This is a genomic window from Kitasatospora sp. NPDC048365, from assembly GCF_043200835.1.
Taxonomy (GTDB): Bacteria; Actinomycetota; Actinomycetes; order Streptomycetales; family Streptomycetaceae; genus Kitasatospora; species Kitasatospora terrestris.
In genome coordinates, this window is sequence record NZ_JBICYJ010000009.1 from 79212 (window position 1) to 96183 (window position 16972).

Annotated in this window: 10 protein-coding genes; 7 read left to right on the forward strand and 3 right to left on the reverse strand. The window is 75.9% G+C overall.

The genetic code is table 11. The annotated features are described in order from the left end of the window. Positions 1-39: 39 nt before the first annotated feature. A complete protein-coding gene (locus tag ACGFX4_RS11600; RefSeq protein WP_393072108.1) occupies positions 40-1023 on the reverse strand; it encodes a GlxA family transcriptional regulator in 984 nt (327 codons plus the stop codon). A gap of 91 nt (positions 1024-1114) precedes the next feature. Between ACGFX4_RS11600 and ACGFX4_RS11605 the strand changes: the two genes are divergently transcribed. Continuing rightward, complete coding sequence (locus ACGFX4_RS11605; protein WP_393072110.1) at positions 1115-1834, forward strand: 2-phosphosulfolactate phosphatase; 720 nt, start codon at positions 1115-1117, stop codon at positions 1832-1834. A gap of 123 nt (positions 1835-1957) precedes the next feature. On the opposite strand, the gene ACGFX4_RS11610 is transcribed toward ACGFX4_RS11605, so the two are convergent. Beyond that, positions 1958-2686, reverse strand: a complete 729-nt coding sequence (locus ACGFX4_RS11610; protein ID WP_393072112.1) for a 4'-phosphopantetheinyl transferase family protein — start codon at positions 2684-2686, stop codon at positions 1958-1960. A 56-nt stretch (positions 2687-2742) separates the two neighbouring features. Next, on the reverse strand, positions 2743-2952 hold the full coding sequence (locus ACGFX4_RS11615) for an MbtH family NRPS accessory protein (RefSeq protein WP_345695931.1): 210 nt from the start codon (positions 2950-2952) through the stop codon (positions 2743-2745). Between the two features lie 228 nt (positions 2953-3180). Here ACGFX4_RS11615 and ACGFX4_RS11620 point away from each other — a divergent pair, with 228 nt between their 5' ends. The 6 genes from ACGFX4_RS11620 (at position 3181) to ACGFX4_RS11645 (ending at position 16963) form a co-directional block, all read left to right on the forward strand. Beyond that, positions 3181-5490: a lantibiotic dehydratase gene (locus ACGFX4_RS11620; protein WP_393072115.1), complete on the forward strand. Its 2310-nt coding sequence runs from the start codon at positions 3181-3183 to the stop codon at positions 5488-5490. Next, entirely contained in the window at positions 5490-6995 is a 1506-nt protein-coding gene (locus ACGFX4_RS11625; protein ID WP_393072117.1) for an amino acid adenylation domain-containing protein, read from the forward strand. Before ACGFX4_RS11620 ends, ACGFX4_RS11625 begins: the two co-directional genes overlap by 1 nt. Beyond that, complete coding sequence (locus tag ACGFX4_RS11630; protein ID WP_393072119.1) at positions 6992-7975, forward strand: threonine/serine dehydratase; 984 nt, start codon at positions 6992-6994, stop codon at positions 7973-7975. Before ACGFX4_RS11625 ends, ACGFX4_RS11630 begins: the two co-directional genes overlap by 4 nt. A gap of 9 nt (positions 7976-7984) precedes the next feature. Further along, positions 7985-8230 carry an acyl carrier protein gene (locus ACGFX4_RS11635; RefSeq protein ID WP_345695927.1) on the forward strand — a complete coding sequence of 82 codons (246 nt, stop codon included), beginning with the start codon at positions 7985-7987 and terminating at the stop codon, positions 8228-8230. Positions 8231-8249: 19 nt separating this feature from the next. Further along, on the forward strand, positions 8250-10526 hold the full coding sequence (locus ACGFX4_RS11640) for a lantibiotic dehydratase (RefSeq protein WP_393072121.1): 2277 nt from the start codon (positions 8250-8252) through the stop codon (positions 10524-10526). 185 nt (positions 10527-10711) lie between these two features. After that, positions 10712-16963 (forward strand): amino acid adenylation domain-containing protein, encoded by a 6252-nt coding sequence (locus ACGFX4_RS11645; RefSeq protein ID WP_393072124.1) that lies wholly within the window; start codon positions 10712-10714, stop codon positions 16961-16963. The last annotated feature ends 9 nt before the right edge of the window (positions 16964-16972 follow it).

The following is a 16972-nucleotide window of genomic DNA, read 5'->3' on the forward strand; positions in this document are numbered from 1 at the left end:
GGAGCCGCGGGTGCGGCCCGTGCCGTGCGGAGGAGAGGGTCAGGGGTTGGTGCGGAAGCGCCGCCGGTACGCGGCGGGGGTGGTGGCGAGCTGCTTGCGCAGCGCGCGGTGCAGGGTCTCCACCGAGCCGAGGCCGCAGGCGGCGGCGACCCGGTCGAGCGGCAGGTCGGTGCCCTCCAGCAGGCGGCGGGCGGCCTCGACCCTGGCGGCTTCGACGTACGCGGCGGGTGTGCGGCCGGTCTCCTGGCGGAAGACCCGGGCGAAGTGCCGTTCGCTCAGGCTCATCCGGCCGGCCAGGGCGGCGGCGGAGAGGTCGTCCTCCGGGTGGTCGGCGATGTGGCGGCGCAGCTCGTCGATGTCCCGCCGGGTGGCGGGCGGGGTGCTGAGCGGGACGGAGAACTGGCTCTGCCCGCCCTGCCGCTTGAGGTACATCACCAGCTGCCGGGCGACGCCGAGGGCGACCTCCTCGCCGTGGTCGTCGGCGACCAGGGCGAGGGCGAGGTCCATGCAGGCGCTGATGCCCGCGCCGGTCCAGACGTTGCCGGAGCGGACGAAGATCGGGTCGGGGTCGACCGTCACCTCCGGGTGCTCGGCGGCGAGTTGGGCGGCGGTGGACCAGTGGGTGGTGGCGGTGCGGCCGTCCAGCAGTCCGGCGGCGGCGAGCAGGTGCGCGCCGACGCAGACCGAGGCGACCCGGCGGGCCTGCGGGGCGGCGGTCCGCAGCCAGGCGACCACCTCGGGGTCGATCCGGGCGACCGGTCCGTCGGGGTGCAGGTCGACGGCGCCGGGGACGAGCAGGGTGTCCAGCACGCCGTCGACCTGGTCGAAGGCGAGGTCGGTGAGCAGCCGGACGCCCGCCGAGGTGGTGACCGGTCCGGCGCCCGGGCCGGCCAGCCGGACCTCGTAGCCCGCGCGGCCGCCGGTCTCCCGGTTGGCCAGCGCGAAGACCTCGGCGGGCCCGGTGACGTCGAGCAGGTCGACGTCGGGGAAGACCGCGATGACGACGCGGCGGGTGGTTGGCATGCGTCCATCCTCGCCGCGGGGCGGGGTGGCCGCAATGACGGCTTCCTGTCATATCCGGACACGGCGGCTCGGTGTGCGGAATCATGATCGAATGGACACGCGATTCATCGGTATCGACGAAGTGGCCGAAGTCCCCACCGTGGCGGTCGTGGTGGACGTCATGCGGGCCTACACCGTGGCCGCCTGGGCGTTCGCGCGAGGGGCGGAGAGAATCGTCCTCGCCGAGTCGCTGGACGACGCACGGGCACTCAAGGAGCGCCACCCGGACTGGGTGGCGCTCAAGGACGGGCCGCCCGCGCCCGGCTTCGACGCCGTCAACTCGCCGGCGCTGCTGCGCACGGTCGACCTCCGCGGACGGACCGTCGTGCAGAAGACCACGGCCGGGACGGTCGGCGCCCTCGCGGTCAGGGAGGCGAGGCTGGTGCTGTGCGCGAGCTTCGTGGTGGCGGGGGCGACGGCGGAGCTGCTGCGCGAACGCGGGTGCGGGGACGTCACCTTCGTGGTGACCGGTGAGGACGGGCGGGCCGAGGAGGACCTGGCCTGCGCCCAGTACATCGCCGCGCTCGCCGCCGCCGGGAGGAGACCGGAAGCCGCCGTGGACGGGCCGGACGCCGCCGGGTTCCTGCGCCGCGCCGCCGGCTCGCGGGCCGCCGCCGAGTTGGCGCAGGGCGTGCGCGAGGGGGCGCACCCGGACGACGTGGCGCTCTGCCTGGAGCTCGACCGGTTCCCGTTCGCCCTGGTGGCGTCCCAGGAGGACGGGCTGACGGTGCTGCGCCCGACCGCCGGGCCGGCCGTGGGTGAGCCCGCCTGAGTACGGGTACTCATGACGCCCGGAGGGGGCCGCCGGACGATGGCCACCGGCGATCGGCACCGGCGGTCTGGTGGTTCGGGTGACCCGGACGCCGCTGGGCGGGTGCCCAGCGGCGTCCGCGGGTCATTCCAGCCGGCGGACCGACAGGGCGGCGGCGTAGCCGGCGGGCACCAGGATGTCGCGGATGTGCCAGCCGGGCGGGGCCGGTCCCGGTTCGGGGCCGGTGCCCAGGTAGTCCAGGCCGGGGCTGCGGGACAGCCCGGTGCCCAGGCCCTTGAGGTACGCCTCCTTCCGGACCCAGGCGCGGGCCACCGCGGCGGGTCGGTCCTCGTCCAGCATGGCCATCAGTTCGGCGGCCTCCGCCGGGTGCAGCATGGCCTGGACGTCGTGGGTGGCCTGCCGGCTGGGCACCTGCTCGACGTCCACGCCCACCGGGGAGGTGGCCAGCGCGACCATCACCAGGTCGCCGCTGTGCGAGAGCGAGAAGTGCACGCCGTTGCCGCGCAGGACCGGACGTCCGTGCGGCCCGCCGCAGCCCGTGCAGGGCTCGCGGGTCAGGGGCAGGGTGGCGGCGTCCATGCCGAGGTGGGAGCCCAGCAGTCCGCGCAGCACGGCGTGCGCCAGCACGTACGCCTCGCGGTCGGACTCCCGGCGGAACGCGTGGGCGCGCTGCCGTTCCTCGGCGTCGAGCACCTCGGCGGCGTGGCGCAGGGCGTGTTCGTCGTGCCCGCGTGCCGTCGCCAGATAGACCGCCAGCGGCCCGGTGAGGCTGCGCTGGGGCGGTGAGCGCAGCTCGGCCTGGATCCGCCGCACGTCCACCGCGGTGGGGACGTACAGCGACTGCGATGTCATCACGGACTCGTGTCCTCCGATCGGGCGGGGCGTGGTGCGTACGGCGTCCCGGCCGGTCAGGCGCCCGCGGCCGCGAGGCGGCGGCGCAGGCTGAGCGGCCGCATGTCGGTCCACACCACCTCGATGTGGTCCAGGCACGCCTGGCGGGTGCCGGCCGTGCCCTCGGCGTGCCAGCCGGCCGGCAGGTCGCGGTCGGCCCGCCAGATCGAGTACTGCTCCTCGTCGTTGAGTACGACCTGGTACTGGGTCTCGTCGGTGTCGCTCATCGGGGCGTCCTCCTCGTGGTCGCCGGGTGCTCGCTCGGTCGAGGGCCAGCGTGCCGCCTGCGGGCGGCCCCGCCACAGGGACGGAGCGGCGGATGCGGCCCGCGTGTCTCGCTGCCGGTTCTTCTCTGCCGGGCCGGGGCGGGCGACCGGCAGTGTGCTGAAGCGTCGGACCGGGGCGCAACCCGCCGCCGGACCGCCGAACCCCTGTCCCTGGAAGGAGTTCCGCCCATGTCGGACGTCCCGGAGAACGTCGTGCTGCCAGCCGGGGGGTGGCGGCTGTGGGAGCACTTCGCGCTGCGCGGCCCCGGCTTCCCCGCCGAGGGCGTGCTGCGCATGGCACCCGCCCACCTCGCCCTGGAGGCCGACAAGTTCGGCCCCGACGACAGGCTCGCCGGCCCGGACTGGCAGGCCTTCACCGAGGCCTACGACACCGCCGCCGTGGAGACCGCCCGCCGCCTGCAGGAGATCGCCGCGATGCCCCGTTTCCGGGCCGCCATCGCCTGGCAGAACCCGGCCGTGCTGCGCACCGGCATCGCGCCGTTCCTCGCGTGGGAGCCGACCGCCGCCGGCCGGACCAGCATGCCGCGCCAGCGCGAGGAACTGGTCGCGCACTACTGGCAGCGGTTCTGCGTGAAGAACGACACCATCGGCTTCTTCGGCCCGGTCGGCTGGGGCCGCTGGGACACCTCCGGGCACGGGGTGACCGTCGACCCCGGTGCCGGCTTCCTCGCCGACTCCCGGGTGTACTTCGCCAGTTGGGCGATCGACGCGCTGGCCGCCGTGCTCGCCGAGGACCCGGAGCTGATGGCCTGGATCCCGCCGGTGCGGGTCTCCTTCGTCGGCGTGGTCGACGGCGCCGTCCGGCTGCCCGGCCGTAAGCCGCAGGAGATCGACCCGTTCGACCGCACGGTGCTCGACCTGTGCGACGGCACCCGCACCGTCGCCGCCGTCGCCGCCGAGCTGGGCATCGGCCCGGCCGAGGCCGAGGAGGCCGTCCGCCGGCTGGTCGGCAGGCGCTGGGCGCACTGGCGTCTGGACGTGCCCGCGAGCACCTACCCGGAGCGCGAGCTGCGCACCATCCTGGAGCGGATCGGCAACACCGAGGTGCGCGAGCGGGCGCTGGCCAAGCTGGCCGTCCTGGAGCGCGGCCGCGACGCCGTGCAGGCCGCCGGCACCGACGCCGAGGCGCTCACCACCGCGATCGCCGCCCTGGAGGCGGACTTCGCCGAGACCACCCAGGCCGACGCGCAGCGCGCCAAGGGCGCCCGTACCGCACCCTGCCGCGGCCTGGTCTACAGCGACAGCCGCCGCGCCGCCACCGCCAGCGCAGGCAGCGCCCTGCTCGCCGAACTCACCCCGCTGCAGCAGTGCCTGACCTCCGCCCGCTGGCTCACCAACCGCTTCGCCGCGCAGGTCACCGAGCGGGTCCGCGCCGTCCACCGGCGCCTCGCCGAGCAGGGCCGGGTCGACCTCGGCACGCTCTGGCTGGAGTGCCTGCCCTCGCCGTACCCGCAGGCCAAGGCCGACCTGGACGCCATCCAGGACGAGCTGCGCGCCAAGTGGGCGCGGATCCTGGAACTGCCCGAGGACGCCCGCCGGGTCCGGGTCTCCTCCGCCGACATCGCCGAGCGGGTCCGCGAGGAGTTCGACGAGCCCGGCGCCGGCTGGTCGCTGGCCCGCTACTTCAGCCCCGACGTGCTGCTCCTCGCCGAAGGCCCCGAGGCCGTGGCGCGCGGCGAGTTCGAGCTGGTGCTCGGCGAGATGCACTCCGCGCTGAACACCATGGGCGCCTCGCTCTTCGTCCACCAGCACCCCGACCGGGACGAGCTGATCGCCGAGACCGGCAAGGACTTCCCCGGCCCGCGGCTGCTGCCGATGCTCCCCAAGGAGCTGCCGCTCAAGTGGTCCACCCGCAGCCGGCCCTCCCTCGACCGGCCCGAGGACTACGTGGTCGCCCTGGTCGACCAGACCGGCGACCCGTACCGGCCGCGCACCGCGCTCAGCGCCGACGTCACCGTCGAGGAGCGGGACGGCGACCTGGTCGCGGTGCTGCCCGACGGCGCGGTCTTCCCGCTGCTGGATGTGTACGCCAACACCCTGACCCAGAAGGTGATGGACCGCTTCACCATCCGCCCGCGCGGCGACCACACGCCCCGGATCACCATCGACACCACCGTCGTCGCCCGCGAGACCTGGACCCTGCCGGTCGACTCCTTCGCCTTCGCCGAGGAGAAGACCGAGGCCGGCCGCTTCGTCCGGGCCCGCCAGTGGCAGCGCGAACTCGACCTGCCGCGCTTCGTCTTCGTCGTCTCCCCGGCCGAACCCCGGCCGTTCTACGTCGACTTCGACAGCCCCGTCTACATCACCATCCTCGCCAAGGCGCTGCGCCGCCTCGCCCGCAAGGACCCGGACGCCAAGGTCAAGGTCAGCGAGATGCTGCCCACCCCCGAGCAGGCCTGGCTCACCGACGAGCACGGCGCCACCTACACCTCCGAACTGCGCTTCGTCGCGGTCGACCGCACGGTGGGGGAACGGTGATGCGCACCTTCGTCGACGAGCTGCTCGCGCACGGACGGAACACCCCCGGACGGGTCGCCCTCAGCACCCCCGAGGGCGACCTCGGGTACGGCGAACTCGCCCACCGGATCGAGGCGTTGACCGCCCGGCTGGTCGAACGCGAGGCCGGCCCCGAGCGGGTCTGCGCGATCGCCGTGGACCGCGGCGCGGACGCCGTGGTCGCGATGGCGGCCGTGCTGCGCGCCGGGGCCGCCTTCCTCACCCTGGACGTCGAGCAGCCCCCCGCCAGGCTGGCCGCCCTGGTCACCAGCGGCGGCGCCGAACTCCTGCTCACCACGCAGGGTTCGGCAGAACGGCTGGCCCTGCCGATCCCCGGCGAGCCGCTGCTGATCGGCCCGCCCGCCGGTGCGGCGGCCCCGCGCGCCCACGACACCCTCCCGGTGACGCCCGACGCGCTGGCGTACGTCAGCCACACCTCCGGGACCACCGGGGAGCCCAGCGCCGTCCTGGTGGAGCACCGCGGCCTCGACTCCTACCTGCGCTTCGTCGCCCGCGACTACGGCCTCGGCGCCGACACCGTCGCCCTGCAGGTCGCCCCGCTCGGCTACGACGCGTCGATCCGCGACACCTTCGCCCCGCTGCTGGCGGGCGGGCGCCTGGTGCTGGTGCCGCGCTCGCGGCTGCTGCGCCCGGAGGGCTTCGCCGCCGCCGTCCGCGAGCACGGCGTGAACACCCTGCTCAGCGTCACCCCGTCGTTCCTGACCCACCTGGCCGCCCAGCCGAACGCCGCCGAACTGCTCGCCGGCATCCGGCTGGCCGTCTCCAGCGGCGAGTCGCTGCGCCCCTTCCTGACCGCCGGCGGCCGCCCGCTGATCGACGGCTCGCTGGTCAACCAGTACGGCCCGACCGAGTGCACCATGACCTCCACCCGGCACCCCGTGCCGACCGTGCCGGAGCTCGGCGCGGACGTGGTCGGCCGCCCGATCGACGGTGTGGTGGTCCGCCTGCTCGACCCGGACCTGGCGCCGGTCGCCGACGGCGAGGCGGGCGAGGTGTACATCGGCGGCGTGGGCGTGGCCCGCGGCTACCGCGGCCGGCCCGCCCGGACCGCCGAACGCTTCGTCCCGGACCCGCTCGGCCCGCCCGGCGCCCGGCTCTACCGCACCGGCGACCTGGCCGCGGCCGGCCCGGACGGCCTGCGCTACCTGGGCCGGATCGACCGCCAGGTGAAGATCCGCGGCTACCGGGTCGACCCGGCCGAGGTGGAGTCCGCGCTGCTCACCCACCAGGACGTCACCGGCGCGGTGGTGACCGCCGCCACCGACCCGCAGGGCCGGGTGTACCTGGTCGCGCACGTCACCGGCGACCTGGAGGAGGTCAAGGACGCGGCGCTGCGCACCCACCTGGGCCGCACCCTGCCGCCGTACCTGATGCCGCGCCGCTTCGACCGGCTCGCCGAACTGCCCACCAACCGCAGCGGCAAGGCCGACCGGCGGGCGCTCGCCGAGGCGGGAGGGGCCCGGTGACCGCCCAGCTCGCCCAGCTCGACCACCTCGCCGGGGAGACCGGCCTGCGGCCGCACGACGTCACCGCCGCCGCGATCCGGATCGCCCGGCACATCCGCCGCACCCCCGTGCTGGACGTGCTGCCCGGCGTCCTGCTGAAGGCCGAACACCTGCAGCACAGCGGCTCGTTCAAGCTGCGCGGCGCCACCAACGCGGTGCTCGCGCTCGGCGCCCGGCGGATCGTCACCGGCTCCTCCGGCAACCACGGCATCGCGCTGGCCGGCCTGGCCGGCCGGCTGGGGCTGGACCTCACCGTGGTCCTCGCCGCGGGCGCCAGCCCGCAGAAGGCGGCGCTGATCGAGGCGCTCGGCGCCCGGACCGTCACCGTCACCGGCGGGGTCGCCGAACGGGAGGTCCACGCCCGGGAGCTGGCGGAGCGGACCGGCGCCGTCCTGGTGCCCTCCTCCGACCACCCGCTGGTGGTCGCCGGACAGGGCACGGTGGGCCGCGAGATCCTCGCCGACGTGCCCGACGCGGACACCGTGTACGTGCCCACCGGCGGCGGCGGACTGCTCGCCGGGGTCTGCCTGGCCGCCACCGGACGCCCCGTCCGGGTGGTCGGCGTGGAACCCGCCACCACCCCGCGCTACGCCCGCTCACTGGCCGCCGGCCGCCCGCTGCGGCTGCCGCCGAGCGCCACCGTCGCCGACGGGCTGCGCGGGCAGCAGCCCGGCACCGTGACCTACCCGATCGTCCGCGACCGGGTCGACGCGCTGATCGCCGTCACCGACGCCGAGATCCTGGCCGCCGTCGACCTGCTCGCCCGGCACGGCGTCGAGGCCGAACCCAGCGGCGCCGTCGCCCTCGCCGGAGCGCTCCGGGCCGGACCGACCGGGCGCGCCGTCGCCGTGGTCTCCGGCGGCAACACCGCCTCCGCTCTTCGCACCGCCACCGCCCGGCAGTCCCCGGGCCCGCGCAAGCACCCCGTCCCGACCTCCTGAGGAGTCCCCATGACCACCACCGCCCGCTCCACCGCCGACCTGCTGGTCTCCATCTACCGCGACGTCCTCGGCATCGACGACCTCGACCGGGACGCCGACTTCTACGCCGCCGGCGGCGACTCGCTGAGCGCCTTCCAGATCATCGGCCGGCTGCACGAGGAGCTCGGCGTCGAGCTGCCGGTCTCCCTGGTCTTCGCCTACCCGACGCCCGCCGACCTCGCCGAGGTCGTCGACACCGACTTCGCCGACGCCTGAGGCCCGAGGGAGACCTGCCGTGACCGACACCTACCTGCCCGGCGGGCGCTGGCGGCTGTGGGAGCAGTTCGCCCTGCGCGGGCCCGGCTTCCCCGCCGACGGGGTACTGCGCCTGGCCCCCGCCGGACTCGCCGAGGCCGCCGACAAGTTCGAGGCCGGCGAACAGCTCACCGGCGATCGCTGGACACCGTTCGCCGAGCTGTACGCCGACGCCGCCGTGGAGAGCGCCCACGTCCTGCAGGACATCGCCCGCACCCCCGCCTTCCGCGAGGCGGTCGCCTGGCAGAACCGGCCGGTACTGGCCTCCGGCATCACCCCGTTCCTCAACTGGACGCCCAGCGCCGCCGGTCGGACCAGCATGCCGCGCCAGCGCGAGGAACTGGTCGCGCACTACTGGCAGCGGTTCTGCGTGAAGAACGACACCATCGGCTTCTTCGGCCCGGTCGGCTGGGGCCGCTGGGACGGCTCCGGGCCCGGGGTGACCGTCGACCCGGGCACCGGCCTGACCGCCGACTCCACCGTCTACTGGGCGAGTTGGGCGATCGACGCGCTGGCCGCCCGGCTCGGCGAGGACCCGGCCGCCCGGCCCTGGGTGGCCCCCCGACGGGTGCCGTTCGTCCGGCTCGACGGCCTGCTGGTCACCGTCCCCGGACGCAAGCCGCAGACCGTCGGCGCCGACGCGGCCGCCGTACTGGCCCGCTGCGACGGCGTCCGCACCGCGCACCGGCTGGCCGAGGAACTGCCGGGCGTGGACGTCCCGGCCGTCCTCGACGAGCTGGTGGCCAAGCGCTGGGCGCAGTGGCGGCTGGAGATCCCCGCCTCCACCCACCCCGAACGCGACCTGCGGGCCTGGCTCGCACAGGTCGGCGACCCGGCGCTGCGCGAGCGCGGCACCGACGCGCTGGACGCCCTGGAGCGCGGCCGGGCGGCGGTCGCCGCGGCGAGCGGCGCCGAGCAGGTGGTCGAGGCGCTGGTCGCGCTGGAGGCCGAGTTCACCGCGCTCACCGAGACCGCCGCCGTCCGGGAGAAGTCCGCCGGCACCGCGCCCTGCCGGGCCGTGGTGTACGCCGACACCCGCCGCTCCGCCACCGCGCACCTGGGCACCGCCGTCCGCGACGCCCTCGCCCCGCTGGAGCCGCTGCTCAGCAGCGCCGGCTGGCTCACCGGCCGGCTCGCCGAGGCGGTCATGGCCGGCGCCCGCAGGGTGTACGAGCAGTTGGCCGCGCAGGGGCCGGTCGACCTGGCGAGCTTCTGGTTCGCCTGCATGCCGGTGCTGCACGGCGACGCCCGGCGGGCGGCCGAACAGCTGCAACGCGCCTTCCAGGAGCACTGGCAGGCCGTCCTGCAGCCGCAGCCCGGCGCTCGGCGCGTACACCTGACGCTCGATCAGGTGGCGGGCGAGGTGGCCGCCAGATTCGCCGGACCGGGCGGCGGCTGGACGGCCGCCCGGTACCTGTCGCCGGACGTGATGATCGCCGCCGAGGGCGCGGAGGCGATCGGGCGCGGCGCGTTCCACCTCGTCCTCGGCGAGCTCCACCTGGCGTCCAACACGCTCGGCGCCTCGCTCTTCGTCCACCAGCACCCCGACCGGGCCGAACTGGACGCGCTCACCGGCCGCGACCACCCGGGGCCCCGGCTGCTGCCGCTGCTGCCCAAGGAGCACCGCTCCCGGCTCTCCGCCCGGGTCAAGTACGCGCTCACCCGCCCCGAGGACTACCAGGTCGCCCTGGTGGACTTCACCGCCGACCCCGGCCGGCCGCGCAGCGTGCGCAGCGCCGACGTCGCCGTGGTCGACCGGGACGGCGAACTGCGGGTGGTGCTGCCCGACGGCGCCGAGTTCCCCGCGGTGGACGTGTTCTCGCACGTGCTGACCACGCTGGCGATGGACCTGTTCCAGGTCCTCCCGGAGGCCGACCACACCCCCCGGGTGACCGTGGACCGGCTGGTGGTCGCCCGCGAGCAGTGGCGCCTGCCGGCCGCGGGGGCGGCGTTCGCCGCGGAGAAGGACGAGGCCCGCCGCTACGTCCGGGCCCGCCGCTGGCGGGAGGAGCACGGCCTGCCCCGGTACGTGTTCGTGGTCTCGCCGACCGAACCCCGGCCGTTCTACGTGGACTTCGACAGCCCGGTGTACGTCAACATCCTCGCCAAGGCACTGCGCCGGCTCGCCGGCAAGGACCCCGAGGGGCGGATCACCGTCACCGAGATGCTGCCCAGCCCCGAGCAGGTCTGGCTGACCGACGACGAGGGCGCCGCCTACACCTCCGAGCTGCGCTTCGTCGCCGTCGACGAGCACTGACCCACCCCGCCCGACCCACGCGGCGGGCCGCCCCGGAACACCCCCGGGCCGGCCCGCCGCGTCGTCGTTCTCCCCTTGCGGGGACGGATGCGCACGGGGCCCTGCGCGCAGGGCTGCGTCTTCTTCTCTGGGGCCGCCCGCCCGCGACCGGCAGTCTGCTGGAAAACACCGCATGGAGGCCCACAGTGACAGCAGGCGCAGCCCCCGGAGGGGCGAGGCACGGTGACACCCCGAAGGTTTCGTTCGCGCAGCGGCGGCTGTGGTTCCTGGACCAGCTCGCCCAGGACTCGGCCGGATCGCTCCTCCCGCTCGCCCTGGCGATCAGCGGCCCGCTGGACGCGGACGCCCTGGAGCGGGCCCTGGTCGGCGTCGTCGACCGGCACGAGGTGCTGCGCACCCGGTACGCCGCCGTCGGCGGCGAGCCCGTCCCGGTGCTGGACGCGCCCGGCGGCGCCGTCCTGGAGCGTACGGAGGCGGCGAGCGCCGAGGAGCTGTTCGCCCGGGAGCTGGCCCGGCCGCTGGACCTGGCCGCCGAGTACCCGATCCGGATGGTGCTGGCGCGCCTCGGGTGGGACGAGCACCTGCTGCTGGTGACGGTCCACCACATCGCGATCGACGGCTGGTCCTGGGACGTGCTGCTGCGCGAACTGGCCGCCGGCTACCGCGGCGAGCAGGTCGCGGCGCCCGCCGTCCAGTACGCCGAGGTGGCGGCCGCCCAGCACGAGCGCCTGAGCGGCGCCCGCCTGGAGCGCCTGATGGCGTACTGGCGCAGGCGTCTGACCGGTGTCGCCCCGCTGGCCCTGCCGACCGACCGGCCGCGGCCGCGGTTCTGGGACGGCGCCGGCGACGTGGTCCGGTTCCGGCTGCCCGCCGAGCTGGTCGCCGAGGTCGACGGCTTCGCCCGCGGGCGCCGCGCCACCCGTTACATGGTGCTGCTGGCGGTCTACCAGGCGCTGCTGGCCCGGCACAGCGGGCAGAGCGACATCGCGGTCTGCTCGACCCTCGCGGACCGGGGCCGCCCGGACACCGCGGATGTGATCGGCCCGTTCGTCAACACCATCGTGCTGCGCGGGGACCACGCGGGGGCGCCGTCCTTCGACGCCCTGCTGCAGCGGGTCCGCGCGGACGTGCTGGCCGACCTGTCGCACGCCGAGGCGCCGTTCGACCAGGTGGTGCAGGCGGTCGGCGGCGAGCGCGACCTGTCCCGCCACCCGCTGGCCCAGGCCTCGTTCACCCTGCTCAACTCGGCGATCAAGCCGATCGACCTGCCCGGCCTGGACGCCCGGCTGGTCCACCCGCCGCTGACCGGCACCGCGCTGGACGTCTTCCTCGACCTCAGCCTGTGCGCCGACGGCAGCGTCATCGCCCTGCTGCAGTTCGCCACCGCGCTGTTCGACCGCGCCACCATGGAGACCTTCGGCGCCTCCTACGTGGAGCTGCTGCGCGCGGTGCTCGCCGAGCCCGAGCAGCCGGTGCGCGAGCTGGCCCGCCGGGTCGTGCCGCAGCTCGGCAGCCGGCCCGCCGAGGAGTGGGCGACCGCCGCGGACCGTCCGGCCGGCCCGGTCGCGCCGCCGGCCTTCACCGGCGCGCCCGCCGACACCGCCCTGGTCTGCGGCGAGCAGCGGGTCACGTACGCCGAACTGGACGGCATGACCGGCGGACTGGCCGCCGCGCTGACCGCCGCCGGGGTCGGCCCGGGCCGCGCGGTCGGCGTGCTGGTGCGGCGCGGCACCTGGTCGGTCGCCGCGCTCGGCGCGATCTGGCGGGCGGGCGGCGTGTACGTCCCGCTCGACCCCGAACTGCCCACGCAGCGCCTGCGGTTCATGGCCGAGGAGGCCGAGCTGGCCTGCCTGGTCGCCGACGGTGCGACCGAGGGGCTGGCCGCCCTGCTCGGCCCGGCGGTGGTCCGCGCCGACACCGTGCTGCCCGACCCGGACGGCCCCCGGCACACCGCCGACCCGGGCGACCTGGCCCACATCATCTTCACCTCCGGCTCCACCGGCCGGCCCAAGGCCGTCGGCGTCGAGCACCGGGCGCTCGCCTCGCACGTGGCCGCCGCCCGCGCCCGCTTCGGGATCACGGCCGCGGACCGGGTGCTGGCCTTCGCCTCCTTCTCCTTCGACGCCTCGCTCGACCAGCTGCTGCCCGCGCTGACCTGCGGCGCCCGGGTGGTGGTCCGCCCCGACGAGCCGTGGCTGCCCACCCAGGTGCCCGAGGTGGTCGCCCGGCACGGCATCACCGTGGTCAACGTCCCGCCGACCTACTGGACCGAGCTGGCCTTCGCCCTGGACCGCCGCTCCGCCGCCGCCCTGGCGGGCCTGCGGTTGCTGATCCTCGGCGGCGAGGCCGTGCCGGTCGGCGCGCTGAACGCCTGGCGGGCGGCCGTCCCGCACGTCCGGGTGGTCAACGCGTACGGGCCGACCGAGACCACCGTCACCGCCACCACCCACGAGGTCGACGGCCCGGTGGAGGACCGGCTGCCGATCGGCCGCCCGCTGGGCGCCCGCCGGGTCCGGGTGGTCGACGAGCAGGACGAGCCGGCCCCGGTCGGCGTCCCCGGGGAGCTGCTGATCGGCGGCGACGAGGTCGCCCGCGGCTACCTCGGCCGGCCCGCGCTGACCGCCGAACGCTTCACCCCCGACCCGGACGGCACCGGCACCCGCCTCTACCGCACCGGCGACCTGGTCCGCTGGCTGCCCGGCGGCGACCTGGAGTACCTGGGCCGCCGCGACGACCAGGTCAAGCTGCGCGGCTTCCGGATCGAACTCGGCGAGGTCGAGGCGGTGCTGCGCGAGCACCCCGGTGTCACCGCCGCCGCCGTGAAGGTCGACGGCCGCACCGGGCAGAGCCTCGCCGGGTACGTGGTCGCCGACGCCTTCGACCCGGCCGCGCTGCGCGCCTGGTGCGCCGAGCGCCTGCCGCACTACGCGGTGCCCTCCGACTACGTCCGCCTGGACGCGCTGCCGGTCTCCGCCTCCGGCAAGCTCGACCGGAACGCCCTGCCCGACGCCCGGCCCGACCGGGCCGCCAGCGGCGCCGAGTACACCCCGCCGCGCGACGAGACCGAGCGGGTGGTCGCGGAGATCTGGGCCGAGGTGCTCGGCACCGAGCGGATCGGCATCGACGACAGCTTCTTCGAGCTCGGCGGGCATTCGCTGCTCGCCACCATGGCGGTCTCCCGGGTCGCCGAACGCCTCGGCCGCGAGGTCGAGCTGCGCACCATCTTCGAGAACCCGCGGATCCGCGCCTTCGCCCCGGCCGTGGCCGCCGCCCGCAGGTCGGCCGGCGGGGCCGTCGTCCCGGTCGACCGCAGCGGACCGCTGCCGCTCTCCTTCGCCCAGGAACGCCTGTGGTTCCTGGACCGCACCTCCAACGCCGGCGACGAGTACGTCCTCTGGTACGCCTGGCGGATCCGCGGCGGCCTCGACCGCGCCGCCTGGCAGCGGGCCCTGGACACCGTCACCGCCCGGCACGAGGTGCTGCGCACCGCGCTGGTCGAGGTGGACGGCAGGCCCGCCCAGCAGGTCTGCGACACCACCGCCGTCCCGCTGGAGTGGCAGCCCGCCCCGGCCGCCGCCGGCGAGGCCGAGCGGCTGGCCGCGGTGCGGACCGCCGCGCAGGCGCTGGCCACCCGGCGCTTCGCCCTGGACCGGCCGCCGCTGCTGCGCTCGGGCGTCTGGGAGCTCGCCGGGGACGACCACGTCGCGGTGGTCTCCTTCCACCACGTCGCCACCGACGGCTGGTCCAAGGACGTCTTCCTGGCCGAGCTGTCCGCCGCCTACCTGGGCGGCCCGGAGCGGCCCGAACCCACCCTGCAGTACGGCGACTTCGCGGTCTGGCAGCGCGAGCGCGCGGAGAGCGGCGGGCTGGAGGCCCAGCTCGACCACTGGGAGCGGGCGCTGGCCGGCGTCCCGGTGCTGGAGCTGCCCACCGACCGTCCGCGCCCGGCCGCCTGGACCGGCCGCGGCGCCGCGGTCGAGATCGACTTCCCCGCCGGGCTCGGCGACCGGGTCGAGGAGTTCGCCCGGGAGCGGGGCGCCACCCGGTTCATGGTGCTGCTGGCCGCCGCCCAGCTGGTGCTGGCCCGCTGGAGCGGCCAGGGCGACCTGGCCGTCGGCACCCCGGTGGCCGGCCGCGGCCGGACCGAACTGGAGCGGCTGATCGGCTTCTTCGTCAACACCGTGGTGATCCGCACCGACCTCACCGGCGGCCCCGGCTTCGCCGGTCTGCTGGACCGGGTGCGCGGCGACGTGCTGGCCGCCTTCGACCACCAGGACGTGCCGTTCGAGAAGGTGGTCGAGCGGCTGCGGCCCGAGCGCGACCTCGCCCGCAACCCGCTGTTCCAGGTGATGGTCGACGTCCAGGAGAGCGCCGGCGGCGCCTCGGCGATCCCCGGCCTGGACGCCTCGAACTTCGAACTCCCCTGGGGGTCCGCCAAGTTCGACCTGACCGCGACCTTCCTGCGGTCGCCCGGCCGGTTCGCGCTGAACGTCGAGTACGCCACCGACCTGTTCGAGGCCGCCACCGTCACCCGCTTCGCCGAGCAGGTCGGCCGGGTGCTGGCCGCCGTCCTCGCCGACCCGGACCGCCCGGTCGACCGGATCGACCTGCTGGACCCTGCCGAGCGGGCCGAACTGCTCGCCACCGCCGGCACCGACGCGCCGCCCGCCCCGCTCTTCGCCCCCGCCGGTGAGCCCGACGCGACCGCCCTGGTCTGCGGGGACGAGCGGGTCACGTACGCCGAACTCGACGCGCTGACCGGCGGCCTGGCCGCCGCGCTGGCCGCCGCCGGCGCCGCGCCCGGCAGCGCGGTCGGCGTCTGCCTCGGCCGCGGCATCCGCTCGGTCGCCGCGATGCTCGCGGTCTGGCGGACGGGCGCGATGTACGTCCCGCTCGACCCCAAGCTGCCGGTGGAGCGGCTGCGCTTCATGGTCGAGGAGTCGGGCGTCGCCTGCCTCGCCGTGGACGCCGCCACCGCCGCCGACCTCGCCCCGCTCGGCCTGCCGCAGGTCCGCGCCGAGCAGGTCGCCCCCGCCGCCGACGGCCCGCGCCGCGCCCGCGACCCGTACGACCTGGCGTACACCATCTTCACCTCCGGCTCCACCGGCCGGCCCAAGGCGGTGGGCGTCGAGCACCACGGTCTGGCCGCCCATGTGGCCACCGCCCGCGGCCAGTTCGCGCTGACCGCCGCGGACCGGGTGCTGACCTTCGCCTCGCTCTCCTTCGACGCCTCGCTGGAGCAGATCCTGCCCGCGCTCTCCTGCGGCGCCCGGGTGGTGATCCGGCCCGACGAGATCTGGTCGGTCGAGCAACTCGCCTCCGTGGTCCGGGCCGAGGGCGTCACCGTGATGGAGCTGACCCCCTCGTACTGGGAGGAGCTGGTCGCCCGGCTCGACGTCCTGGCCCCGCAGCTGGCCGGCCTGCGGCTGCTGGTCACCGGCGGCGAGGTGCTGCCGCCCGGCCCGCTGGAGCGCTGGTTCGCACAGCTGCCCGGGGTGCCGGTGGTCAACACCTACGGCCCGACCGAGTCCGTCATCTCCGCGACCGCCCACCGGGTCACCGGCCCGCAGACCGGCCGGGTGCCGATCGGCCGGCCGCTCGGCTCCCGCCGCGCGTACGTGGTCGACCGGCACGGCGACCTCGCGCCGATCGGCATCCCCGGCGAACTGATGGTCAGCGAACCCGAGTTGGCCCGCGGCTACCTGGGCCGCCCGGCGCTCACCGCCGAGCGCTTCGTGCCGGACCCGTTCGGCGGCACCGGCGGCCGGCTCTACCGCACCGGCGACATCGTGCGCCGACTCGCCTCCGGCGTCCTGGAGTTCGTCGGCCGCGGCGACGACCAGGTGAAGATCCGCGGCTTCCGGGTCGAGCCCGGCGAGGCCGAGGCGGTGCTGCGCCGCCACCCCGGGGTCACCGCGGCCGCCGTCCTGGTCCGCGACCTGCGGGGAGAGCGCGCCCTGGTCGGCTACGTCGCCGGCGGCGGACTGAACACCGACGCCCTCGCCGCGCACTGCCGGGCCCACCTGCCCGGCTACCTGGTGCCGAGCGCCTTCGTCCTGCTCGACGCGCTGCCGCGCACCGTCCAGGGCAAGCTCGACACCGCCGCCCTGCCCGCACCCGAGGCCCCGGCGAAGGCCGAGTTCCTCGCCCCGCGCACCCCCACCGAGACGGTGACCGCCCAGGTCTGGGCCGAGGTGCTGGGCGTGGCCAGGATCGGCGTCCACGACGACTTCTTCGCCCTCGGCGGGCACTCGCTGCGCGCGGTCGCCGCCGCTTCCCGGCTGCGGGCCGCCTTCGACTGCCCCATCGAGGTACGCACCCTCTTCGAGCACCCCACCGTCGAGCTGCTGGCCGCCGAGATCGAGCGCCAGCTGGTGGAGCTGATCTCCGCGATGAGCGACGACGAGATCGACCTCTCCCTCGACTACCAGGACTGATTGGACGGT

Coding starts and splice junctions, on each gene's coding strand:
- ACGFX4_RS11600 (WP_393072108.1), bottom strand. CDS start 1,023: ATGCCAACCACCCGCCGCGTCGTCATCGCGGTCTTCCCCGACGTCGAC.
- ACGFX4_RS11605 (WP_393072110.1), top strand. CDS start 1,115: ATGGACACGCGATTCATCGGTATCGACGAAGTGGCCGAAGTCCCCACC.
- ACGFX4_RS11610 (WP_393072112.1), bottom strand. CDS start 2,686: ATGACATCGCAGTCGCTGTACGTCCCCACCGCGGTGGACGTGCGGCGG.
- ACGFX4_RS11615 (WP_345695931.1), bottom strand. CDS start 2,952: ATGAGCGACACCGACGAGACCCAGTACCAGGTCGTACTCAACGACGAG.
- ACGFX4_RS11620 (WP_393072115.1), top strand. CDS start 3,181: ATGTCGGACGTCCCGGAGAACGTCGTGCTGCCAGCCGGGGGGTGGCGG.
- ACGFX4_RS11625 (WP_393072117.1), top strand. CDS start 5,490: ATGCGCACCTTCGTCGACGAGCTGCTCGCGCACGGACGGAACACCCCC.
- ACGFX4_RS11635 (WP_345695927.1), top strand. CDS start 7,985: ATGACCACCACCGCCCGCTCCACCGCCGACCTGCTGGTCTCCATCTAC.